A 24,057-nucleotide genomic window follows, 5' to 3' on the forward strand; every position below is an offset into this window, starting at 1 on the left:
AGACTGGCCATAGTCATGAGATGAGTATCCAGCGTGGAGGTGGTGGGTGCAAGCGGGTGCCAGGGCCAGTTGGGCCAAGTGGAATTTTTTGTTTTGTCATTGGAGTGGGCCATGAGCACAGCGTTTCAGGGGGGAATGCGTGCCTTTGTGTCTGTTTTGTCACCGTAATCGTCTTTGGTTTTTGGGACGGGAGGACATTGTCGGGACTGCGAGAATGCACCCGGAAGGCTCTTTGAGCCTGAGTGTTTTTCCTTCATCTCATCCATGAATATTTTTGTCTTTAGATACCTGCCCTGGCTGGGCATTATGATTGTGACGGGGCTGCTTTCCGCTGCGGAAGTGCCAGCGGCCAAAGATGCTGCCGAGTCCATGAACCATGCGCGCGCCCTGCTGCAAAAATGGGCGGAAACGGAGAGGCTGACCGCTGCTGAACGCCACGAGTGGGAGCAGGGCAAGGCGCTGCTGGAGGGGCGAATCACCCTTGTGAAGCAGTCCATCAGCGAGATGAAGAAAAAAATCGCCGAGGCGGAAGCCAAGCTGGCCGATGCAAAGAAGCGTACAGAAGAGGCTGAGGTAGAAAAGGCACAGGCAAAAGAAGCCAGTGATGCACTGCTGACTGCGGCCACTGAATTAGAGACAGGTGTGCGTGGCCTGATCCTCAGAGTGCCCGCAAACGTGAAGGAAAAGGTGAAGGTGCTGGCGGACCGCATTCCCAAAGAAGGAGCGGAGGTGAAGAACATCACGGCTGCGGAGCGGTATCAAAATGTCCTGGGTATCCTCAACGAACTGAACAAGTCCAATCTGGAGATTGCCTCTCTGCCAGAGATTCATGATGTGGGGAATGGTAAAAAAGCGGAGGTGAAGACACTTTATGTCGGATTGGGGCAGGCCTATTTTGTCAATGCGGCGGGTGATATCGGTGGTGTGGGAACACCGGGGGCACAGGATTGGGAATGGACGACAGATCCAAGCATCGCAAAGCGGGTGATCGAGGTCGTCGAAGTCATGAAAAAAACGGTGAGCCCGAAGCTGGTCGAGCTGCCTGCCTCCATTGATTGAAACCCAGCTAGCCGATGCACTTTTTTAATATGAAACGTTTTGTTATTCTTTTGGCTCCCTGGCTCGCCTTTGCTCCGGCAGGTGCACAGGAAACTTCGCCGTCTGTCTTTAACTCGGCTTCTGCCTCTGCGCAGAAGGATTATGATCAGAGCCTGGCCAACCTGACACGGGTGAGGGCTGAAATCGACAAGGATAAAGAGCCCATGAACCGTGAGCTGGCAGAAGCTGAGGCTGAACTGGCTGCATTGCAGGAGAGATACGGCCCGCTGACATCCGAACTGGACCAGGCGGAGCTGAATGTGGTGAACCTGAAAAACCAGGTGAAATTGGCCACCGATGAAAGCAACTACCTGACGAACATCATGGATGAATTCACCAAGGGCTATGAGTCCAAGGTGCATGTGAGCGAGCTACAACGTCTGGGTGAGGTGCTGAACAAAGCCAAGGCGGCGAGCGATGATGAAAAGGGGACATTGAAAGACCGCTTCATGGCACAGGTGGGGCTGATCCGCTCAGCCATCGTGCGCCTGTCCGAAGTCATCGGCGGCACTCGCTTTGAGGGCCAGGCGGTGGACAGCCAGGGTTTCGTGATGGATGGCAAATTTGCACTGATCGGCCCCATGGCCTTTTTCTCATCCACTGACGGGAAGGGATCTGGAATCGCGATGCCCCAGGTGGGATCGCCTATGCCGATCATCCGCAGCATCACGCCGGAAATCAATGCTTCCATTGCATCTCTGGTAGAGACTGGCAAAGGACTGCTGCCGCTGGATGCAACGCTGGGCGGTGCGATCAAGGACTTTGTGACGAAGCATACTTTGTTAGACACTTACAAACATGGTGGGCCGATCATGCATCCGCTTTTACTCGTGAGCGTTTTGGTTTTCGGCACGGCGCTTGAGCGTATCTTTTTCATTCTGCGTGAGAAGAAGCGCCGCAAGCCCCGTGATGTGCATGAACTGCTGGAAGCTGTGGAAGCAGGAGACTTCGACAAGGCCATCGGTCTGGGCCGGAAATCCCAGGACTATGTGGCGCGTGCTCTCTCCCATGCGCTGGAGCATGTGGAAACAAACATCAGCGATGCGCTGGGCCTGGCTGCCTCCATGGAGATCAAGCGCTTCAAGCGGGGTTTCTTCGTGCTGGATACGGGGATGACCATCGCCCCGCTTTTGGGACTCTTGGGCACAGTGACGGGGATGATGGCTTCCTTTGCGGCCATCGGAGCTGACATGGGCGCGCCTTCTGCCATTACGGGAGGGATTGCGGAGGCGTTGATTGCTACGGCCTTTGGTCTGGTCATCGCGATGACGGGCCTGGTTCCCTTCAACTACCTCAACAACATGGTGGAGGATGCCGAGCATGAGCTGGAAGTGGCTGCTTCGAAGCTGGAACTGATCATCGAGAAGAACAAGAAGCATGAGGAGGAACTGCGCCACCGCCACAAGCAGATGCTGGCGAGCTCTGAAGGTGGCCTGCAGCAGATCTCTGGCCCGGCTAAGTCTGGCAAAATCATCGGTCAGGATCCCTTACCTGCGTAATTCATGAAATTTAAAAAGCGTCCTAAAAAACACGCGAAGATCGAAGTCGTGCCCCTGATTGACGTGGTCTTCTTCCTCCTGGCCACATTCGTTATGGTCTCCCTGTCCATGACAAAGAATGAAGGCATCACCGTGAACAACCCGGCGGCCTCCACGGCGAGTCCGAAGGACAATAAAGAGGAGACGTTGACGCTGAGCCTGGCCCAGACGGGCGAAATCTTCTTTAACAAAGAAAAGATCAATGTGGCCCAGTTGCCTTTGCGCCTGCAAAATTTCAAATCCGCCAACAAAGAAGGTCAGGTGGTGGTGAATGGTGATGGCGAAGTGCCCTACAAATTTATTGTGACGGTGCTGGATGAAGCCCGGAAGGCGGGGTTCACCAAGATCGCCCACTCAGTGGAGCGTAAGTAAGTGCGGGCACGGATCTGTTTACCACGACATGAAACAAGCGCTTTTCGGCCTCCTTGCTGCCCTGGGACTTCATGCGGTCGTGTTTTTGTTTGGCGGCTTTTTGATTCCGAAGGGAGATGGGGAAGGGAAGAAAAAGGAGGTCCTGGTGGAGGTGGATGTGAGCAAGGAGGAGGACAAGAAAGAGGAAGAAGAACCGAAGGAGAAGATGGATGAGCCTGCGGCTGACATTGAGCAGGAAATGCCTGATTTTCGTGAACTGTCCTCGCCCGCCGCATCTCCGGGGCCGGCGCTGGCGGCGGTGAGCTTGAGTGATCTTGGCTCCGCCTTGTCTGGTGTGGGTGGGGAAGGCGGCTTCGGACCCTCCGTGGGATTTGGCAGCGGGGTCATTGGCGGCAGCGGCTCCGGGGGCATGGGCGGCATGGCGGACATGCTTTCCAGCGGACAACTGGATAACAAGCCGGAGCCCATCAGCCGTGTCTCGCCGAAACTGAATGCTGAGCAGCGCGCGCGCGCCAAAGGGGTGGTGAAGCTGCTATTGATTGTGGGGCCTGATGGCAGTGTTTCCAAAGCGGAGGTGACGGAAACTCCGGACCCGTCCGTCAATGCTCCGTGCGTGGAGGCGGCCCGCCAGTGGCGGTTCAAGCCTGGAATGCGCGGGGGAAAACCTGTGTCCTTTAAACTGAAACTTCCTTTCCGATTCGAATGAACCGATTTGTTTTCTGCCTGTTGCTCCTGGGGAGCATGCCACTCCATGCGGCACCTACTCACAAGGCTCCCTATGCCCTCGAGCTATGGAGCAACCCACGTTTCGCGCGTTACTTTGTGGGTACCTATGGGAATATCCCGGACGTGGAGCCTGTGCTGAGTGACGCTGACCGGCAGATTTTGCAGCATCTGCTGACCCTGATGCCGAAACCTTTGGAGGCGATTCAGTTCCTCGGAAAAGTGGTGAACAAGGATTCGAATGCGGTGTTCGATTATCAGGTGGCCAGCCTGTACTTTGACAATGGAATGCTGGATTCCTCCGAGGAATGGTTCAAAACTGCACTGGAGAAGTTCCCCACCTTTCGCCGTGCCTGGCGGGGTCAGGGAATGGTGCAGGTGAAGCTGGAAAAATGGCGTGAGGCCGTGACAAGCCTGGGCACTGCCATTGGCCTGGGAGTGCAGGATGGACCCACCTACGGTTTGTTAGGCTACGCACTGCTGTCTCTGGAGAGAGCTTCAGCGGCCGAGAGTGCTTATCGTCAAGCATTGATGTTTGATCCCGATTCCCTGGACTGGAAGATGGGCCTGGTTCGGGCTGTTCTGACCCAGCTGAAAGCGGCGGAGGCTGCGGCTTTGTGTGATGAGATCCTGCGTGATCATCCTGAGCGGACGGAACTGCTGAGCCTGCAAGCGGAGGCGTACATTGCGATGAAGGAAAATTCTAAAGCCACGCAGAACCTGGAGATCCTGGTGCGCGGAGGGCAGGCGAAGGGGGACGATATTCGTCGCCTGGGGGATATTTATTTGGCCACCGGGGAAGGGGCTCTGGCTCTGAGCGCCTATACCCGCTGGCTGGAGCGTGCGGATAAAACCCCGGCTGAAGATGTGACGCACATCGTCACGGTGGCTGAAAATTTATCGGCCCAGAATTCATTGCCCGAGGCGACTCTCCTACTGGCCAAAGCGAAGGAGGTGTCATCCAGCAAGCTGCCCCCGGAAGCGGAATCCCGCCTGCTGAAAGTGGAGGCGCGCCTGCAAATGGCGGCGGGTAAAGGTGAGACTGCGGCTCCCATCCTGCAGCGTGTGGTGGAACTGAACCCCATGGACGGCAGCGCGCTCATGCTGCTGGGGCAGCATTTCAATGACACTAATGATCCGGTGAAGGCCACGGCCTACTATGAGCGTGCTACCAAAATCAAGGACACTGAGCCCGATGCGCTCATCCGCCTGGCGCAGATGAACATTGCCAACAGCAAGCTCCCGGATGCACTCCTGCTGCTGAAACGCTCCAATGATCTCAAGCCGCGTGACAGTGTCCAGAAACTGATTCAGGACCTGGAAAAATACCTGAAGAAGGGTACGAAGTAAGATCTGCTCTGCAAGCTCTGTCCTGAGGCCGCGAAAATCATGGACATCTTATGACCGGGGTGTGGGATGAATGATTCCACGCTTGGCAGGGGCCGTATATGCGACCATGTTTCAAGTTCTGCTATGGACCTGAAACTGATCAACCGCGAGATTTTGCTCTCCTTCTGGAAGGTGCATATCTTGTATCATGCCGCTGATGGTGAGGTGATCGGCCAATGGATGATCAAGGAGCTGAGGCATCATGGCTATGAAGTGAGCCCAGGGACGCTGTATCCTTTGCTCAAACGCATGGAGAAGAATGGCTGGCTGGTATCCACCGTGGATGCAGCGCGCGGACCGAAGGCACCGCGTGCCTACCGGATCACGAAGGATGGCCGGGAGGTCCTGAAGATCGTCCGCCAGCAGCTCAAGGAGCTGGGGGTGGAGGTGGGAAAGCACGGCTAGAGAGACCCTGACGCGGTGGGTTTACCAACCGCCGCCGAGGGCCTTGATGAGGCGGACGGTGGAGATGTGGCGCTGGGCGGAGATTTGGGCGGTTTGGCGCTCGGTTTGGAGGCGGGTGCGCTCGGCGTCGAGATACTCGAAGTAGCTGAGGGTGCCGCGCTCGTAAGATTCGCGGACGAGGTCGGTAGCCTTGGTGGAGGCGGCGAGGGCTTCACTGACTGCGCTGGCTTGCTCTCGCAAATAACGTGTCTGGGCGAGGCTGGTTTCCACATCCCGGATGGCCGAGAGGACGGCTTGGCGGTAATTGGCGATGGCTTCTTCCCGCGCGGCTTTTTGACGCTTTACATTGAAACGAATGACGCTGAGGCCGCTGATGGGCAGGCTGATGCTGGGGCCGATGCTCCAGACGCGGCTATCGCCCCCCAGCAGGGTATCCACTTCATTGCTGAGGTAACCGGCGGTGCCCGTGAGCTTGACGGCGGGGAAGTAAGCGGAGACGGCGACGCCGATGTCTGCATTGCGGGCGGCGACGGTACGCTCTGCGGAGGCGACGTCTGGGCGGCGCTCCAACATGGCGGCGGGGAGTCCGGCGGGGATGACGGGCGGGGCCTTGGCGGCGATGGGATTTTCGCGCACGATGAAGCTGCTGGCTGGGCGACCACACAGGAGGGCGAGGGTATCGCTGGCCTCCTGGCGCTGGCGTTTGACATCGGCCAGTTCGGCCTTGGCGGTGGCGACCTCCGTGACAGCGCGGGCAAAATCGGTCTCGGGGATGGCTCCGGCTTTGAACTTGTCATCCAGGAGGTTTTTGAACTTCTCGCGCAGGGCGATGGTACGGCGCAGGGCATTGAGCTCAGCATCCGCAGCGCGTAACAAGAAGTATTGCGCGGCGACATCACCCGTGAGGGTGAGGATGGCGTTGTGGTAACTGGCGGAGGTGGAGTCCGCCGTGGCGCGGGCGCTTTCCACCTCTCGGCGGATTTTGCCCCAGAAGTCGATCTCGTAGCTGAGATCGAGCAGGGTGCTGAAGCTGTTGACACGGCCACGTGGGATGTCCACGGGGATGGGGGTGGGGAGGTTGGCGGAGGTTTGCTCGCGCTTGCCATCGGCATTGAGGCGCAGGTCTGGCAACCAGTCGGCAGTGCTGATGCGGGCGGCGGCGCGCGCTTGGTCCACACGGGCGGCTGCGGCATGCAGGGTGGGGCTGCTCTGGAGGGCGAGTGCCTCCAGGCGGTCGAGCTCGGGCTCGCGGAAGATTTTCCACCATTCGCCACGTGGGGAGTCGTCGCGGGGAGCGGCGGTCTGCCAGCTCCACTTGGCGGGGGTGATGTCTGCGATGTCTGGCGCGGTGTGGTCCGGCCCGACGGTGCAGGCGCTGAGGGCCAGGGCGGCGATGAAGAGAGGTGAGCGTGTGAGCATGGCGCTGGGGGGGATCAGAGGGTAGCGGTGCTGGGGGCGGGAAGGGGAGATTTGGCGGCTGCTTTCGCGGCGCGTTTTTCGCGGCGGTTTTGGCGGAAGTGGATCATGTCATCGAAGAGGGAGTAGATGACGGGGGTGGCCAGAAGGGTGAGCAGCAGGGAGAGGCTCTGCCCTCCGAGAATGACGCCGGCGGTGGCGTTGTTGTATGCGGCCCCGACACCGGTGGCTGTCATCATAGGCACCATGCCCGCCACGAAGGCGAGGGTGGTCATGAGGATGGGGCGGAGGCGTTCCTTGTTGGCCAAAAGGATGGCGTCCAGGCGGTTCATGCCTTTTTCACGCAATTGGTTCGTGTGGTCAATCTGGAGGATGCCGTTCTTTTTCACCATGCCAAAGAGCACCAGGATGCCCAGCATGGAGAAGATGTTGATCGACTGGCCGAACAAAATGAGTGACAAGATGGCAAAGGGCAGCGTCAGCGGCAGGGCCAGCAGGATGGTGAACGGGTGAACCCAGCTCTCAAACTGCGCAGCCAGGATGAGATACATGAAGATAAAGGCCATCAGGAAGGCCACACCAAACGCCTTGCCCGCCTTGGCGATTTCCTTCGACCTGCCTGCGCTGCCGCTGGCATAATCCGCTGGTAATTTAAGGCGGTTCACGGCGGCGGAGATGCCGTCCATGATCTGCGTTTCACCCACTCCTGGCGCATTGTTGGCGGTGATGGTCACCTGGCGGCGGCGGTTGAGGCGGTTGATCTGCGAGGGGCTGTCCGTATTGTCCAGGGTCAAAAGGTTGGAGATGGCCACCGGGCCAGCCTTCAGGGAAGGAACGGTTAGCAGATTGAGGATTTCACTCGTGTTACGATACGATTCCTCAGCCTGGAGATGGATGTCGTATTGTTCTCCATTGTCATCATAAGTGGACACATCTACTCCGCCGACCAGCAGGCGCAGGGTGTTGGAAATGTCCGCGATACTGGCACCCATTTCACCGGCCTTGTTGCGGTTGACGGTGCCGGAGATTTCGGGCTTGCCCGCGATGAGGGAGCTGTCCAGGTCTCGCAGGCCGGGCAGGTCTTTTACTTCTTCCATCACCTGCTGTGTGGCGCGGGTGAGTACGTCCAGGTCTGGCCCGGCGATGAAATACTGTACGTTAGCGCTGGAGGCACCCGTGTTGAAAGGCGGCACGGCCAGCACGCTGATGCGCCATTCTTTGGGGAAATTTGGCACGATTTCCTGGCGCACCCGGTCCATGAGAGTCTGCTGGTCCTGGCGCAGGGCGGGATCATTGAGGCGGACAAAGATGCCGGCGAGGTTGGGCGTGCGCTGGTCATTGTCACCGATGGTTAGCAGGGTGCCGTCCACACCGGGCAGCTTACGCACCTCACGGGCGAAGCGCTCCACCATGAGGTCCGTGGCGGCCAGGCTGGTGCCTTCCGGCGTGCGGATGTTCACCACAAACTCGGCCTCCTCCACCGGTGGCAGGAAGCTTTTCTGCACCGTCTTCATCAGGATGGGCATGCAGGCCAGGATGCCGATGCAAGCCAGCACGATGACCCAGCGATGGCGCATGGAAAACCGCAGCAGCACCATGTAAACCGCCTCCACAGGCTTGTAGAAAATGTTGACCAAATGCTCCAACCAGCGGTCAAAGCGGGTGCCATGACCATTCTTAAACATGCGGGCGGAAAGCGCGGGAGTGAGGGTGAAGCTAACCAAAAGTGAGACTGCGATGGCAAAGGCCATGGTCAGGCCGAAACTCTTCAAAAACATGCCGACGATGCCGCTGAGGAAGGCCACTGGCACAAACACAGCCAGCAGGGAAAGCGTGGTGGCCATGACGGCGAGCCCGATCTCTTTCGGCCCTTCGATGGAGGCAGTGTAGGAGTCTTCCTTTTTGTCCTCCATGTGGCGGAAGATGTTTTCCACCACAATGATGGCATCATCAATCACGATGCCCACCGCCAGGGCCAGCGCCACAAGGCTGATGACGTTCAGGGTCACGCCCTGTGCCCACATGATGCCGAAGGCGGCAATGATGGACGTGGGAATGGCGAGCGCGGAGATGAGGGTTGCGCGGGAGTTGCCGAGGAAAACGAGCACCACGATGGCAGCAAAAAGGGCCCCCAGCACCAAGTGCTCTTTCACCGCATGCACGCTGGTGCGGATCACGGTGGAGGTATCGCGGACGACCTCCACATTGTAACCCTCAGGTAGCAATTTTTTAACATCGGTCAGCTTTTCATTCACCGCATCCACCACCGCCACGGTGTTGGTGCCGCTTTGCTTGCGGATGGAAAGGACCACGGAAGGCACCCCGTTGTTTCGCGCGACGGTGAGTTGTTCTTCAGCCCCGTCTTCCACCCGGGCGACATCCCGCATGCGTACCAGGCCGCCGCTGTTTTCCGTCACCACCAGCATGTTGATTTCATCAATGCTGCGCGCCTTGCCCAGAACGCGGAAACCTGCCTCACTGGCGGCGTTTTTCACCGTGCCTGCGGGGATCTGCACGTTTTGTGAACGGAGTGCGCGCTGCACATCTGTGGCGGTCAGGTTGTAGGAACGCAGCCGCATCGGGTCTAACCAAACGTTGATCTGCCGGAGGCGTCCGCCAAGAAGCGTGATCTGGCCTACACCTGGCACACTCTCAAGCTGGCGGCGCAGGATCTTGTCTGAGTATTCAGTGATCTCACGCACCGGTTTGTTCGCCACCAGGGCGATATTCAAAATGGGTGCAGCATCGGGATCCAGCTTTTCGATGATCGGGGCATCCACATCCTCCGGCAGTTCCGGGATGATGCGGGCGATGCGGTCGCGGACTTCCTGGGCGGCAACATCAATGTTCTTTTCCAGAACAAAGGTGACCAGCACCTGGGAGATGCCCTCGCTGGAGATGGAGCGGAGTTCGTCAATGCCGGCGACGGTGTTGACTGCCTCTTCGATCTTGTCGGTGATTTCCGTTTCGATTTCCTTGGGCGTGGCACCGTCCTGGCGGGTGACGATGCTGACGGTGGGGAAGTCAATTTTTGGGAACCGGTCCACCGGCAGTTTCGTGTAACCAAGCACACCCACGACCACGAAGACGAGGATGAGAACGCTGGCGAAGACCGGGCGTTTGACAGAGATTGCGGCGAGCCATTGCATGGGGGGAAGGCGGGGGATAAGGTTTTAGCTCAGGGAGGAATTCAGGATCTAAAGACCACAAAGATGCCGACTGTTGCCAGGGCTTGCGCTCGTTAGACTCGCAGCGGGATCCCGCCATAGCTCACTGTGTGGAGCGGGTGGCAGCAGACTGCCTCCCAGGAGAAAATGAAGGAGCGTGTTGTGCGTGAACTCCTGCTCATCCAGACCCTCTGAGGCGGGCTCATGATCGTCCTGGAGAACATGAATGTTGAGCCTAATCAACGATGCTGAATCGTTGGGTGTTTGCCGTTCTTGTAACATGGCTTGAGAAAAAGGGCTTCAGGCAGCAGGTTGGAATGGCAGGCCGTCCGCTGCTTCGGCGGGTGGTTTCACGAGCACGGTCTCGTCCTTGCTCACGCCGCGCCGGATTTCCGTAAATCCCTCGCGTGTTTCACCGACTTCGACCAGTCGCTCAGACAAGGTGTTGCTATCCTGAATGACGACGAAAACTTTGCGGCGAGAGCCCTCAATGCGAAGGGCATCCGAAGGCACGGCGATGGCTTTTTCTTCTCTCATCTGAATGCGGGCATCGCAGAAAAACCCGGCGCGCAATTTACCATCGGCATTGTCCACTGCGGCTTCGATGACGAGGTCACGAGAGGCTTCGCGCATGGCGGCCCCGAGGAACTTCAGCTTACCGGTAAAGGTCTCTCCGGCAAAAGCTGCGGTGGTGAATTCCACCGTCTGGCCGATTTTCAGGCCACCTACTTCAGTCTCGGGAACATTCAGCACCAGCCGCATCGTGGACTGGTCCACCACGCGAGCAACAGCGGAGTCCACACGCACGTATTCGCCTGGGTCCACCATGCGTTCGGCCACGACGCCGCCGGTCACTGCGCGGATTACACAGTCATCCAGAGTCTTTTGTGCCTGTTCCTGCCGGGAGACTGCACCGGCCAGTTCAGCCTCACGGGCGGATACTTCGGTGAGCAGCTTTTGATAGTCAGCATCGGCAACGGCCTTTTTCTCGGCCAACGGCTTGTTGCGCTCCTGCTCGTTTTTTGCCAGGGCAAGACGGGACTTGGCCAGTTCGGCAGAAGCGTTGGCTTCATCCAGGGCGAGCCTGGCCTGGCGGTCATCCAGGGTGGCTAATACATCGCCAGGTTTGACCATGGAGCCGCGCTCCACCGGCGCGGTCATGACACGCCCGGTGGAGTCTGCCGCGACCACGGCATCATGCTGGCCAGTGAGCTGACCGGTCACGCGGAGGAAGCGTGGGAAAGTGTGCTCCTGAGCCGTAGCGGTGCTGCCTTTGACCGGAGGAGGTGCGGCCTTCGGAACTGCGTCTGCGGCAGGATCTGGAGCGGCCTTTTGGCAGGATACCAGCCAGTAAGCGGCGGCCAGCAGGAGGATGAGGGAGGTCCTTTTCATGGGGTGGGGGGAGTCTTAGAAGGAGATTTAGATGACCGGGTTTTCGCGTCCTTCGGTCTGCGTGCTGTCAAGCCGTAGAGGGCCATATCGGCGATGCTGTTGGCCAGGCGGGAGAAGTCAGCTTCAGCTTCTGGGGCGGAGAATCCCAGCAGGCCCACCACATCACGGCTATGGTCAAAATGGACGCACATGGCGATGATCTGGTGGGCAGCCATCTCGCACTCCGTCTGTGTGCGGGAGGTTCCTCCAACGGCAGTCACCAGTCCGATCAGGTCAGTAAACCGAGGCTTGATGACGAGTCTAACCAGTTCTCCCAGGGCTGCTGTGGGCTGATGCATCTCATGGGCCATGAGGCGTCCCAGGACCGGGTGCGCTTTACGTTTCATCAGCACAAAGCGCAGGCAAAAATGGATCCATTCCCGCAGTGCCACTTCAGGGTCTTTGGAAAGCTCTGGAAGCACTTGCTGTTCCAGCGCATGAGCATGTGCAGCCAGCAGCACCTCCCGGTAAAGGCCCTCCTTGCTGCCGAAGTAATAGTTGATGGAGGCCACGTTCACATCCGCCTTTTTGCTGATCTCACGCACACTGCCTTCTGCAAAACCGGTGCGGGCAAAGACCTCACCCGCGGCAGCCATGATGCGCTCTTTTCTGGCGTCGGGATCACGCTCTCTGGCGGCGGATGGAGCAGTCTTTGGCATAGGAGTTAAACGAGTGTTTATAAACGCTTGTTTAATAGCGCGTCATTTTCTGACGTCAATGCTCATTTTTCCCGGGGAGACGCGAGGCGAAGTCTGCTGCTGCTAATTTTTTCCTTGGGCGCTTACTTTTTTGGATAGAAACCGACTTGAGGTCGTTTTACGGTGCCCGTAATCGCAGCCCGTTTAAATTGGGCGTCGATTCAGCATCCTGCTTTATCTCCCTCAATCCCGCATGTCCCTTGCCCGTTTTGCCCTTCGTCATCCCTGGACCGTCATCGTCGCCGTGGTGGCTGTGTGCCTGGGAGCGTGGCTGGGAATGCAACGAATGACACGGGATATTTTTCCGCCTCTGGGCATCCCCACCATCTATGTGGCCCAGCCGTATGGCGGCATGGATCCGCTGCAGATGGAAGGATACCTGACCTACCGTTACGAGTATCACTTCCTCTACATCGCGAACATTGAGCATGTGGAGAGCAAGTCCATCCAGGGCGCTTCCATCATGAAGCTGCAGTTCCATCCCGGCACGGACATGAGCCAGGCGATGTCGGAAACGGTGGCTCAGGTGAACCGTTCCCGTGCCTTCATGCCGCCAGGAACGGTGGCACCCTTCATCATGCGATTTGATGCGGGCAGTGTGGCGGTGGGGCATCTGGTTTTCTCCACGGATGATCCGAACATTACGCTAAATCAAATGCAGGACCAGGCGCTGAACCGGGTGCGCCCCGCCTTTGCGACCTTGCCTGGGGTGTCTGCTCCGCCACCCTTTGGGGGCAGTTCACGGGCGGTTGTGGTGAACGTGAATCCGGACCGGATGAGGGCTTACGGGCTTTCGCCGGATGACATCGTGAAAGCCATCTCGCGGGGAAATCCCATCAGCCCATCAGGAAACATCAACCTGGATGGCCGCTACCCCATTGTGCCGACCAATGCCATCGTTTCCAACGTGAAAGATTTGGAGGCGGTGCCGCTGAAAAAGACGGAGGCAGGTGCGGTGTTTATTCGCGATGTGGCCACAGTTTCAGACGGGGCGGACGTGACGACCTCTTACGCCCTGGCCAATGGCAAGCGCACGGTTTACCTGCCGGTGACAAAACGTGCGGAAGCCTCCACGCTGGAGGTGGTGAAAAAGGTGAGGGAGAGCCTCCCTGAATTCCAAAAACTGCTGCCGGATGGGATCAAGGTGGACTTTGCCTTTGATCAGACACCGGTGGTGAACCGGACCATCCGGGACTTGGTGAAAGAGGGTGCGCTGGGAGCAGTGCTGACCGGACTCATGGTGCTGGTTTTCCTGCGGGATCTGCGCACGGCCTTCATTGTCATCATCAATATTCCGCTGTCCTTGCTGGCGGCGCTTTTTGGCCTGTGGATCACTGGGCAAAACATTCACCTCATGACCTTAGGCGGGCTGGCGCTGGCAGTGGGCATCCTGGTGGATGAAGCCACCGTGACAGTGGAAAACATCCATACCCATCTGGGCCGGGGCAAGTCACTGGCGCGCGCCGCTCTCGATGGCACCCTGGAGACAACCCTGCCGCGACTGCTGGCGATGCTGTGCATCCTGGCGGTGTTCATTCCGGCCTTTTTCATGGTGGGGGCGGCGCAGGCCTTGTTTGTGCCGCTGGCCCTGGCGGTCGGGTTTGCCATGTTCGCCAGTTTCATTCTTTCGAGCACACTGGTGCCTGTGCTGTCGGTGTGGTTTCTTGGTGGAGCGCGTGCGTCCCGCGTGCCGCATTCGGCTTCCTCGACGGATGCCGTTCGTGGACTTGCGAAAGGTTATCAGAGTTTGGTCAAAGCCACCGTCGCCATCCGCTGGATCCTCGTGCCCGCCTATCTGGCAGGGGCCGTGCTGATTATCGTGAGCTTCGCTCCCTTCCTCGGCACAGAGATTTTCCCAAAGACGGACAGTGGCCAGTTTGCCGTCCGGTTTCGTGCGCCGAGCGGTACCCAGGTAGGCATCACGGAAGAGATTGCGCAGCAGATCCTCAAGACCATCGCGACTGAGGCTGGGGGTGAAGACAAGGTGGAGATGACCATCGGCATGGTGGGAGTGCATAACTCCAGCTTTCCAGTGAACCTAGTGCACCTCTGGAATGGCGGGCCTGAGGAAGGCTGGCTGGCGGTGCAATTGAAGCCTGAATCCGGCGTTCATGTGGAGGCTTTTCAGGAAAGGCTGCGTGGGATCTTCGCCCGCGAACTGCCGGATGTTCGCTTATCCTTTGAGCCGCAGGACATTGTCAGCCGTGTGATGAGCTTTGGTTCGCCAACGCCAGTGGAAATCGCTGTCAGTGGACCGAGCCTGCCTGCGAGCAAGGAGCATGCTGAGAAGATTTTGGCCAGGCTGAAGGAACTGCCTTTCATGAGGGATGTACAGATCGCCCAGACACTGGATGCGCCGACGGTGAATGTACAAATTGACCGTGAGCGTGCCGGTCTGCTGGGGGTGGATGTGGAGGATGTCACCCGCTCCTTGGTGGCGGCGACGACCTCCAGCCGGTTCACCGCCCCGGTCTTCTGGGCGGATCCAGGCAGCGGCATCAGCTTCAACGTCCAGGTGCAGATTCCTGAAGAGAAAACGCAGTCCATCGAGGACCTTGGCAACATGACGGTGACGTCGAAAACCGGTACTCCCGTGCTGCTTCGCAATCTGGCGAAGATCGAGCAGGGAACCGCCGTCGGAACCTATGAGCGCTACAACCTGGTGCGAATCGTCAGTGTCACGGCGAACATTGTGGATACGGATTTTGGCCGTGCAATCGCGGCAGTGAAACAGGTGCTGGCGGATCTGGGGCCTGCACCGGATGGCAAAACGAAAGTGGATGTGCGCGGCCAGGTGATTCCGTATAACCAACTTTACGAAGGATTCGGCAATGGACTGGTCATTGCCATCGTGGTGATCTTTCTGCTGCTGTGTGCGAATTTCCAGTCTTTGCGTCTGGCCTTCGTGGTCATCTCCACCATGCCTGCGGTGATTGCAGGCGTGGTGATGGCTTTGCTCTTTACGGGAACAACGGTGAACATCCAGTCCGCCATGGGAGCGATCATGGCGGTCGGTGTGGCGGTGGCGAATGCCATCCTGCTGGTCACGTTTGCGGATCGTGCCCGTATCACGCATCAGGGAGACCGTCGGCGGGGTGCCATTGAAGGTGCGGTCAGCCGCTTGCGGCCGATCGTGATGACCAGCTTTGCGATGATCGCCGGCATGATGCCGATGGCCCTGGGCCTGGGGGAAGGGGGGGCGCAGTCAGCACCCCTGGGCCGTGCTGTGGTGGGTGGGCTGGCCCTGGCGACCGTGGCGACACTGCTGATCCTGCCTGCGGTCTTTGCGATGCTGGCCAGCCAAAAGGCCACTTCAGCCTCTCTGGACCCCGATGATGAAGAAGGGGCGCTCTTTGAAAAAGCGGAGCCAGTGCTCAGTTCTCAGTAAGCAGTGCTCAGATGAATTTGATAAACCACCTTTTTGTTATTCTGACACTCCATCATCATGTCTCCATTGGTCCCGAACTGTGCACTGAATAACCGTAAACCGATCTCTTTCCTTCCTGTGAATCCTGTTTATAAAATCATCACCCTCCTGTGGATGTCGATCACCTACAGTGCCCTTGGCATTGAACTGCCGGCTGCAAAGCCGCACAAAGGCACCATCCATCGGTGGATAAGCCTGCCTGCCAGCCTCGCTGCGTGGCAGCAGGTGGCTCTGAAAGCGCGGGTGGCCGGGTATGTCAAAGATGTGTCTGTGGACAAAGGGGATGTTGTTAGTGCTGGCCAGACGCTCATCGAAATAGAAGTGCCCGAGCTCCAGGCGGATCTCATCAGCCACCGCGCCACCGTCACTGCGGCTGAGGTGGAAGTGAAGCGCCTGCATGAGGCCCGCAAAAAGTCCCCCGACCTCATCCTGCCGCAGTCCGTAGATGATGCCGAGGCCAGGCTGGCCATCGCCAAGGCAGGCATGGATCGCGCTGAAACGCTGCTCCAGTTCGCCCAGATCAAGGCTCCCTTTGCGGCCACCATCAGTGACCGCCGGGTGGATCCCGGCGCTTATGCTGCGGCCGGTGGCGAGACGCTGCTGCATCTGGTGGATGCCACGACTCTGCGCCTGCAAGTGCCCGTCATCGAAATGGAAAGCTCCCTGATCAAGCCCGGCCAGCAAGTGGAGGCCCGGTTGGAAGCCCTCAGCGGAAGCGTGGTCAAAGGCAGCATCTCCCGCACCTCCACCGTCCTGGATCCCGCCACGCGCACCTTGCTGGTTGAGGCCGACCTGAAAAACGAAGATGGTCGCCTCCGCCCCGGCATGTTCGTCACCGCCCGCCTCGCCGTCGAGCAGCATGACGGGGCCACCCTTATCCCTGTGGCTGGCCTGGTGAAGGAAAAGGCCAGCAGCTTTGTTTTTAAACACGTCAACGGCAAGGCCGTGAAGACGGCTGTCAAACCCGGCTTCAATGATGGCGTGAATGTCGAACTGCCCGAGTTGAAAGCAGATGATGTCATCCTGTTGCCAGGAACAATCATTCTGACAGACGGCCAGGATGTGACGGTGAAATGACTTCCACATTATATACAAGGGATGACTGAAAAAAGCCAGCAATGCATCAATCGGATCGCGTCTCCCCTCGTCTGGTTGTCGATCCTGATATTGTTATTTTTGATGATGCCTGACTTTATTGTGTGCAATCCTGCAGTAGCAGCTCAGAAGCTTTGCTCCGCCCTATTGCATACATGGCTGGCAGTGCCGGGACTCATTCTTGGGGTCATGTCTACCCGACTCGAGAGTCGTCTTGTCGCATGGACAGGCTGGACAGTCATCGTGTTTATTTGCTGGGGATCCTACCGCACCATGTATTCGTGAATTCCCTGCCAGCTACCTTTCACTCTTATTGTTATGCACATGGTTGTTCAATACTCATCTACACTGCGTCAGATCCTCCTCTTTCTCCTGACGGCCGCCTTTGCCTCCGCCGCTCCCATGCACGTCAGCCTGCCTACCGTCATGAAGCTGGCGGGTGCCAACAATGACGAGATCGAGCAAGCCAGTGTCAAGCACTTGGAAACCATCGCCGAGAGCAAGCAGGCCTGGCAGCGCTTCTGGCCCACGCTTTCTTTAAACGCCGGTTATCGCGGTCATGAGGGCAATGTCCAGGACATCGGCGGGGCCATCTTTGATGCGCGAAAGCAGCAGTATACAGTGGGCACGTCCATCATGATCGACTGGTCTCCAGGCGACATTTATTACAATGCGCTTGCTGCGAAACAAAAGGCCCTGGCCGCTGAGCACCTGGCGGAAAAATCACGTCGCGACATCATTCAGGAAGCCATTGAACGTTATTACGATCTCCTGGCTGCCGAGGCTGATCTGGCCGTTATGGAGGATGATCTTCGCCTAACCGAAGGTTACGCTAAACAGCTTGATGGGGCCGTTACCGCAGGCACGGCCTTCCGTGCGGATCTGCTGCGGGTGAAGACTCAGGTCAGCCGCGCCCGGATCGCCATCCGGCAGGGCCAGGAAAAGAGGGATCTGGCTGCTTCGGCTCTGGCTGAGATCTTGCGTTTGGCCCCCGAGACTGCCCTCCGCCCAGCCAAGGCTGACCTGGTGCCTGTGTCCCTGATGGCCACAACCGGGGTGGCTTCTCTTCTCTCTCAGGCAGGGCAGAACAGGCCTGAGCTGCGTGCTGTGGGTGCCGCCCATGTTGCGGCTTCTCTGGAAAGCGCACGCACCCGCATTGCGCCTGCCATTCCCAGCGTGCAGGCGGGATACAGCGTGGGTGGGCTGGGTGGCGGATATGCCGGGGAGTTTGGCAACTTCGATGACCAGCAGGATTTCTTCGTTGGGCTCGGCTGGAAGATCGGCCCTGGCGGGCTGTTTGACCGGCAGCGCCAAAAGATCGCCGAGGCGCGTGAGCAGGGTGCCGCTCTTCAGACCGGTCAGGTCAAAGCCGCCATCGGTCGCGAGGTCGTTGATGCGGTGCTCAAAGCCCAGTCGGCAAAGGATCAGCTCAGCATCAATGAAGAGGCCGTGAACGCGGCTGAAGAGATGGTGAAACTGGCCCAGGACAGGCAGGCCAGCCAGCTCGGCGTCGTGTTGGAATATTTGTTAGCGCGGGAGGAACTCACCCGGGCACGGCAGGGGCGTGTGAAATCCGTCACGGATTTCAATAAGGCCCAGCATGGGCTCAAACGTGCCGTGGGAAAGTAAGCGGTTTCATGCGGGCCGCTGGCCTCAAGGGGCCTTGATGTCTGGATTCACCTTTTGCAAGGCGACCCACAGGGCAGGATCCTGGGGATGTCCGTTGAAGAGCACCTGTCCATTGGGGGCAATGAGGACCATGCGGGGGATGCTTTCAATCTCCAGCAGCTTAGTGAATGGGCGCTCCGCAGGCTCGATCAACCAGGGGAATTCGATGCTTTGCTCGTCATGGATTTTAGCAGTGACGGCCTGGGCATCTTTGTCGTCCTTGTTCATGCCGGCGACGACGATGCCGTGCTTGGAAAGTTCCGCCGCTTTCTTCTTCAGCTCGGGCATGAGCTGCATGCACGGGCCGCACCAGGAGGCCCAAAAGTCCACCAGCAGAGCCTTCTTATCGCTGAGCTGGTCCCCGAGGGTGGTGGCCTCGCCATCATGGGTGGTAATCACCAGGGCTAGATCCACCTTCAGGTTGGCCATTTTAGCCTCCATGCGTTTCTTTTCGATGATCTGGGTGAAGATCTGGGCCTGTCCTGGGTTTAGCCAGATGGCCTCTAAAATTTGTGATTTGAAACCAGCCTCATCGTTTTTATCCTGCGCCTGGAGAGCCTTCGTGTATGCAATGAAGGAGCGGATCTCATCGGCGGATTTGAGTCCTGCGGATTGGCTACGGTCAAAATTGGCGGCGAGTACTTCCAGCTCGGGAAGGATTTTTGTAAGCCATGCGCTGTCCTGATTGCGCAGGCCCCAGACGAGTTTGGCCTCGATGAGCTGCTGACGCGGAATACCCGCCATGCCGGCCTTCTTGACTGCTTCCATCAGCTGCTCCTCGTTGGCCTTGGGGTCGAACAGGCGCTGCATCAGCTCCTGGGGGGCGGGGGCTGCTTCCTGTGCCTGGAGGCTGGCAGAAAGAAGGGCAGCTAGAAGGAATGGGCGAATGGGTTTCATGGACAGTGGAGAATACGTCAGTTAGTTGAAGATATGTCGAACCGGTTTTGTATCCCTTTTTTCATTGTTGGCCCCACGGCCAGCGGAAAATCGGCGCTGGCTCTGGCCCTGGCAGAAAAGGTGGGCGGAGAGATTGTGAACGCGGATGCTTTTCAGCTCTATCGCGGCATGGACATTTTGACCGCGAAACCAGCCGCTGCCGATTTCGAAAAAGTGCCCCACCATTTGTATGGAGTGATACCTCTGAAGGAAGCCTGCGATGCTCAAAGGTATCGTGAAATGGCGCTTCCGGTCATCGCAGACATCGCGGCACGGGGAAAGCTGCCCGTGGTGGTGGGGGGCTCCGGGCTTTATGTGAAATCGCTCTCTCACGGTCTGGCATCGTTACCGCCGACGGATCCGGATGTGCGGTCGCGCGTCGCCGCCATGGCAGCGGAGGATGCACGGGATTTGCTGCTAACGTTGGATCCGCAGGCCGGGGATAATGTGCCGCTGGCCAACCCCCGCTATGTGAGCCGGGCACTGGAGATCTGCCTGATGACCGGACGCCCGCAATCCGAACTGCGCCAGACCTTTGCGCAAACCGAGCCCGCAGGCTGTGGCGTGGTCCTCCAATGGGAACGTGAGGATCTTTATGCGCGTATCAACCAGCGTGTGGAGGCCATGCTGGAGGCAGGACTACTAAAGGAGGTGACGGACCTTCCCGAGCTGGGCCTGACGGCGAAAAAGGCCATCGGTCTGCGGGAAATGCGGGCGCATCTGGCAGGGGAGCTGCCCATGGTGGATGCCATTGAATCCATGCAGCAGACGACGCGACGTTATGCGAAGCGGCAGATGACGTGGTTTCGCCGTGAGACTTGGCTGCAAACGATTTGCCTGGATTCACAGTCCACGGCAGAGTCAGCGCTCACTCAACTTATTGACCGTTTTCCATGGCTGCTGTCCCCGCTCTCCAATCCGTCCCCGTCAACCTAGGTCCACGCAGCTATACTGTGCAGGTGGGGAGCGGGCTGCTGTCAGGGATCGGCACAGAAGTCGCGGAAAAGATGGGTGAGCGGAAAAGCTGCGCCGTCATCACCGACTCGAACGTGGGACCGCTGTATGCAGATGCGGTACTGGAAAGTCTGCGTGCCGTAGGCAAGAATGCACATCTGATCACAGTGCCTGCGGGGGAGGCGAGCAAATCCCTGCTGAGCGCCCAGACGGTGTGTGGTGAAATGGTGCGTGCGGGGCTGGATCGCAAAAGTTTTGTGGTGGCCCTGGGCGGTGGTGTGATTGGCGATTTGGGTGGCTTTTGCGCCAGCATTTTTCAGCGTGGCATCCCCTATGTGCAGGTGCCGACGACGGTTCTGAGCCAAGTGGACAGCAGTGTGGGGGGCAAGACGGGTGTAAACCTGCCCGATGCGAAAAACATGGTGGGTGCCTTTCACCAGCCTCTGCATGTGATCGCAGATGTGGCCACACTGGACTCTCTGCACAAGCGTGAGTGGAACGAGGGGTTTGCCGAAATCATTAAACACGCCTGCATTCGTGATGCCTCCATGCTGGAAGCGATAGATGCCGTGGCCGATGGGGCAGGGGACATGGCGGATCTGATCCGGCGGAATATTGCGATCAAGGCCGCGATTGTGGAGGCGGATGAGTATGAAACTCTCGGCTTGAGGGCGCTGCTGAATTTTGGCCACACTCTAGGGCATGCTGTTGAAGCGGCCGCTGGTTATGGAGCCATGCTGCATGGAGAGGCCATCTCCCTAGGCCTGCGTGCAGCCGCCTGGTTGTCGGTCAAACGGGCGGGCCTGTTGCAAACGGACTGTGATCGGATCATCGCCTTGCTTCAAAAGTTTGAATTGCCAACTCGGCTGCCGGAGGGCTTCGATACGGATGAGCTGCTGCGCATCACCCGCATGGATAAAAAGTTCGAAACTGGAAAAATCCGTTTCGTGCTGCTGCCGAAGCTGGGTGAGGCTTTTGTCAGCAAGGATGTGACGGAGGCCGATTTGATCGCCGCGCTGGATGAAATCCGCAAGTGAGGCAGCCTCGAGAAGTTTCTCCTGAGCGGAGAACATCATCGTTAAAAAAACAAAGGCAGAAAAGCCGGGATTAAATCCTTCGAGCTTTTCTGCCTTCGTTGTTTTGATTCGTTACTGGCCGGGTCTTACTTCGACTGCGAAATATCTGCTCTTAGGCCATGGCCTTGATGAGGGGGCGCTTTTTAAGGGCGTATTTGCGAATGGAGTTAGGCCGTGAACGCGAGCGGAGTCTCGTCGTCGTTAAAGCCACTTGTAGGGAAGCGTTTTTTTTTTCGGCCTCCGCAAGCTTCTCTTCCAGTTCCATCACCTTCTCTTCATCCACGATGACGACCGGCTCAGGAGCAGCAAAGGCTGCTTGAGTAGGTGGCGGCGGCGGTGGCGGGGCGAAGAATTTCGGCATCGCGAAGGCTGGGGGCGGTGGAGCTTCAGCGACTTCTTCTTCTGGAGTGGGAGCCGGGGTATCATTGCCTCCCAGGTCAGGCATCGGAGTCACAGGCGCGGCGGGAAGGCCACCATCATTGCTGCTCGGGGGGGCCGGTGGCGGCGGGGGAGCTGCGGCAAGCAGGGACTCCAGATGCAGCACACGAGCCTGGGTGGATGGCAGCTCCGAACACATTTGTTTGGCGATGTCCAAGGCCGCCTGCAATTCGAATTCCCGGCGGGTGGATTTTGCCAGCAGGTCATTGAATCGCTTTTCCTCCACACTCAGTTGATCACTGGCCATGTGACGGAACAGATCAAACTGACGCTGCATTTCGATGCGCCAGGCACTGGACTCCTGTCGCACGGTCATGAGGTCTTTTTGCTGAAGAACGACCTGTTTTTCAAGGGCGGCCTTGTTTTTAAGCAACTCATCTTCAACGGAGCGTAGAAGCCACAGGCGAACCATGGCTGCGACGAAGAATGCCGCCATCAGGGATGTGGCAAGAACATAGATTTGGTATTCGGTAGGAATGGCCATCGAGCGGTCATGCAAGCAGGTGGCAAACCAAGTGGCAAGACTTCAGTGCTCAAAATGCAATAATTTTAGCTAAATGTCTGTCATCTTACGAAAATCCAGTGCTTCCAGACGTCTTACAGACTACATCGTTGAAATCGGATGATAGGACTAGCCTATCTCCCTTGTTTGAGCGGAGCCAGCCATCATGCAATTAGCACTAAGAGAATCTCGCCATGCGAAATGAAAGGCCATTGACGGTTGAGAATATTCATTTAGCATATTTAATAATCAATTCTGACTCTCAATTTATAACTATTTATGGCTAAACTGGTAATCATTGATGACGAGGCCGCCATCCTTGAACTGATGAGCAAGCTCTGCCGCGCGGCAGGGCATACGGTCTTTGGATGCACGACTGGCATCGATGGTATGGCAGCTATCCGCAGCCAGCAGCCAGATCTAGTGATTGTGGATTTGCGCATTGGCGATGTGAACGGATTAGACTTGGTGAGCATGTGCAAGGACCAGTTTCCTAGCACGGCCGTCATCATGGTGACGGGTCATGGTACCGTGGAGACTGCGGTTGAGGCGATGCGCCTGGGAGCTTTCGATTACCTGACGAAACCCTTTGATCTGGGGGATCTCATCAAGACGGTCAATCAAGCCCTGAATCGCAATAATCCGACGGCAAGCACCGTGACGCCCACTTTGAGTAGCACATCCAGCGTGCGAAGTGCAGCATCCTCAAAATTGATCGGCCACAGCGATGCCATCCAACGCATCTTTGAGATAGTTCGCCGGGTGGCTGATAATGATAGCCCGGTGCTTTTAGAGGGGGAATTTGGCGTAGGAAAACACATGGTCGCCCGTGCGTTGCATGAAGCCAGTCGGCGCAGCTCGGCCCCATATAAAGAACTGCAATGCAGTGCCATGCCTGAAGAGGCTCTGGAATCCGAACTTTTCGGTCATACAAATGGCCAGGGTGGCATTTTTAGCCGTGCCAGCGGCGGCACGGTCCACTTGGCGGAAGTGCATGTTCTCCCTGCGCGAATCCAGGCCCAGCTCAATACTTTCTTGGACGAGATGCAGTCTCGCCGTAGCGCTTGGAGCAGCAACAGTGGCTCGGATTTCCGTCTCGTTGTCAGCACCACCATCTGCCTGGAGGAGGCTTCGAAAAAAGGCATCTTCCGTGAAGACCTCTATTATAAGCTATCCGTCGTTCCTCTGAAGATTCCACCGCTGCGTGAGCGCCGGGAAGACATCAAGCCCCTCGTGGATCACTTTTTGAAGGATTTGACGGATCGTACTGATTCACGTCCCAAGACGATGGATGCTTATGCTCTGGAGTTTCTGGAGAAGTATCCGTGGCCCGGCAATATCTCTGAACTGCGCAATGCCGTGGAACGTGCCTGTGCCTTTGCAGAAAATGACCGCATTCGTCCCGCCGATCTGCCAACCAAGGTGACTCAGCAGATTGAGGTGCCCACGACTTCTGTTTCCGGTGGAACCACTCAATTGCCCATTGGCTCCACCCTGGATGACTTTATCCGTGGCCAGGAGCGCCTGTTTATCCAGGAGACCCTGAAGTATAATAATGGCTCTCGTGAAAAGACAGCCTCCATGCTTGGGGTCAGCATAGCCACGCTCTACCGCAAGATGGGGCTGAATGTGGACCGCAAGACAACCGCCTAAAAGATATGGATGGAGCAAATGCGGCTTTGTGTTTGCCCCTGAACAAAATCAGCGATTGAATGAATGACCCC

General features: G+C 57.8%; 18 protein-coding genes. 12 read left to right on the top strand and 6 right to left on the bottom strand.

The features are described from left to right. Nucleotides 1–264: 264 nt before the first annotated feature. The 6 genes from EI77_RS06670 to EI77_RS06695 all read left to right on the top strand — a co-directional run bounded on the left by EI77_RS06670 (nt 265) and on the right by EI77_RS06695 (nt 5,525). Nucleotides 265–1,059: a DUF3450 family protein gene (locus EI77_RS06670; protein ID WP_133794013.1), complete on the top strand. Its 795-nt coding sequence runs from the start codon at nt 265–267 to the stop codon at nt 1,057–1,059. Nucleotides 1,060–1,088: 29 nt separating this feature from the next. Further along, a complete protein-coding gene (locus EI77_RS23740; protein WP_243838704.1) occupies nt 1,089–2,597 on the top strand; it encodes a MotA/TolQ/ExbB proton channel family protein in 1,509 nt (502 codons plus the stop codon). Between the two features lie 3 nt (nt 2,598–2,600). Continuing rightward, complete coding sequence (locus EI77_RS06680) at nt 2,601–3,008, top strand: ExbD/TolR family protein (protein ID WP_133794014.1); 408 nt, start codon at nt 2,601–2,603, stop codon at nt 3,006–3,008. 28 nt (nt 3,009–3,036) lie between these two features. Further along, on the top strand, nt 3,037–3,714 hold the full coding sequence (locus EI77_RS06685) for an energy transducer TonB (protein WP_166647087.1): 678 nt from the start codon (nt 3,037–3,039) through the stop codon (nt 3,712–3,714). Further along, entirely contained in the window at nt 3,711–5,081 is a 1,371-nt protein-coding gene (locus EI77_RS06690; protein WP_133794016.1) for a tetratricopeptide repeat protein, read from the top strand. The genes EI77_RS06685 and EI77_RS06690 overlap by 4 nt, the downstream gene beginning before the upstream one ends. A 123-nt stretch (nt 5,082–5,204) precedes the next feature. Next, nucleotides 5,205–5,525, top strand: a complete 321-nt coding sequence (locus EI77_RS06695) for a PadR family transcriptional regulator (protein WP_133794017.1) — start codon at nt 5,205–5,207, stop codon at nt 5,523–5,525. Nucleotides 5,526–5,546: 21 nt separating this feature from the next. Here EI77_RS06695 and EI77_RS06700 read toward each other — a convergent pair whose 3' ends face one another. The 4 genes from EI77_RS06700 to EI77_RS06715 all read right to left on the bottom strand — a co-directional run bounded on the left by EI77_RS06700 (nt 5,547) and on the right by EI77_RS06715 (nt 12,198). Then, nucleotides 5,547–6,944, bottom strand: a complete 1,398-nt coding sequence (locus EI77_RS06700; protein WP_133794018.1) for an efflux transporter outer membrane subunit — start codon at nt 6,942–6,944, stop codon at nt 5,547–5,549. 14 nt (nt 6,945–6,958) lie between these two features. Continuing rightward, nucleotides 6,959–10,090, bottom strand: coding sequence for an efflux RND transporter permease subunit (locus EI77_RS06705; protein ID WP_133794019.1), 3,132 nt, complete (start codon nt 10,088–10,090; stop codon nt 6,959–6,961). Between the two features lie 318 nt (nt 10,091–10,408). Then, entirely contained in the window at nt 10,409–11,500 is a 1,092-nt protein-coding gene (locus EI77_RS06710) for an efflux RND transporter periplasmic adaptor subunit (protein WP_133794020.1), read from the bottom strand. Further along, a complete protein-coding gene (locus tag EI77_RS06715; RefSeq protein ID WP_133794021.1) occupies nt 11,497–12,198 on the bottom strand; it encodes a CerR family C-terminal domain-containing protein in 702 nt (233 codons plus the stop codon). Before EI77_RS06715 ends, EI77_RS06710 begins: the two co-directional genes overlap by 4 nt. Nucleotides 12,199–12,430: 232 nt before the next feature. Here EI77_RS06715 and EI77_RS06720 point away from each other — a divergent pair, with 232 nt between their 5' ends. From EI77_RS06720 to EI77_RS06730, 3 genes are all read left to right on the top strand, one after another. Next, entirely contained in the window at nt 12,431–15,625 is a 3,195-nt protein-coding gene (locus EI77_RS06720; RefSeq protein ID WP_133794022.1) for an efflux RND transporter permease subunit, read from the top strand. 57 nt (nt 15,626–15,682) lie between these two features. After that, nucleotides 15,683–16,741: an efflux RND transporter periplasmic adaptor subunit gene (locus EI77_RS06725; RefSeq protein WP_133794023.1), complete on the top strand. Its 1,059-nt coding sequence runs from the start codon at nt 15,683–15,685 to the stop codon at nt 16,739–16,741. 342 nt (nt 16,742–17,083) lie between these two features. After that, nucleotides 17,084–18,388, top strand: a complete 1,305-nt coding sequence (locus tag EI77_RS06730) for a TolC family protein (protein WP_166647088.1) — start codon at nt 17,084–17,086, stop codon at nt 18,386–18,388. Nucleotides 18,389–18,412: 24 nt separating this feature from the next. Here EI77_RS06730 and EI77_RS06735 read toward each other — a convergent pair whose 3' ends face one another. Beyond that, nucleotides 18,413–19,324: a TlpA family protein disulfide reductase gene (locus tag EI77_RS06735; RefSeq protein WP_133794025.1), complete on the bottom strand. Its 912-nt coding sequence runs from the start codon at nt 19,322–19,324 to the stop codon at nt 18,413–18,415. A gap of 33 nt (nt 19,325–19,357) precedes the next feature. On the opposite strand from EI77_RS06735, the gene miaA reads away from it, so the two are divergent. Next, nucleotides 19,358–20,299: a tRNA (adenosine(37)-N6)-dimethylallyltransferase MiaA gene (gene miaA, locus EI77_RS06740; RefSeq protein WP_133794026.1), complete on the top strand. Its 942-nt coding sequence runs from the start codon at nt 19,358–19,360 to the stop codon at nt 20,297–20,299. Continuing rightward, nucleotides 20,257–21,354, top strand: coding sequence for a 3-dehydroquinate synthase (gene aroB / locus EI77_RS06745; RefSeq protein ID WP_133794027.1), 1,098 nt, complete (start codon nt 20,257–20,259; stop codon nt 21,352–21,354). The genes miaA and aroB overlap by 43 nt, the downstream gene beginning before the upstream one ends. Before the next feature lie 151 nt (nt 21,355–21,505). Here aroB and EI77_RS06750 read toward each other — a convergent pair whose 3' ends face one another. Further along, the gene (locus EI77_RS06750; RefSeq protein WP_133794028.1) at nt 21,506–22,315 is read right to left on the bottom strand and encodes a hypothetical protein; all 810 of its coding nucleotides are present in this window, start codon (nt 22,313–22,315) and stop codon (nt 21,506–21,508) included. Between the two features lie 297 nt (nt 22,316–22,612). On the opposite strand from EI77_RS06750, the gene EI77_RS06755 reads away from it, so the two are divergent. Next, nucleotides 22,613–23,986: a sigma-54-dependent transcriptional regulator gene (locus EI77_RS06755; protein ID WP_133794029.1), complete on the top strand. Its 1,374-nt coding sequence runs from the start codon at nt 22,613–22,615 to the stop codon at nt 23,984–23,986. The last annotated feature ends 71 nt before the right edge of the window (nt 23,987–24,057 follow it).

This window comes from Prosthecobacter fusiformis, assembly GCF_004364345.1.
Lineage (GTDB): Bacteria > Verrucomicrobiota > Verrucomicrobiia > Verrucomicrobiales > Verrucomicrobiaceae > Prosthecobacter > Prosthecobacter fusiformis.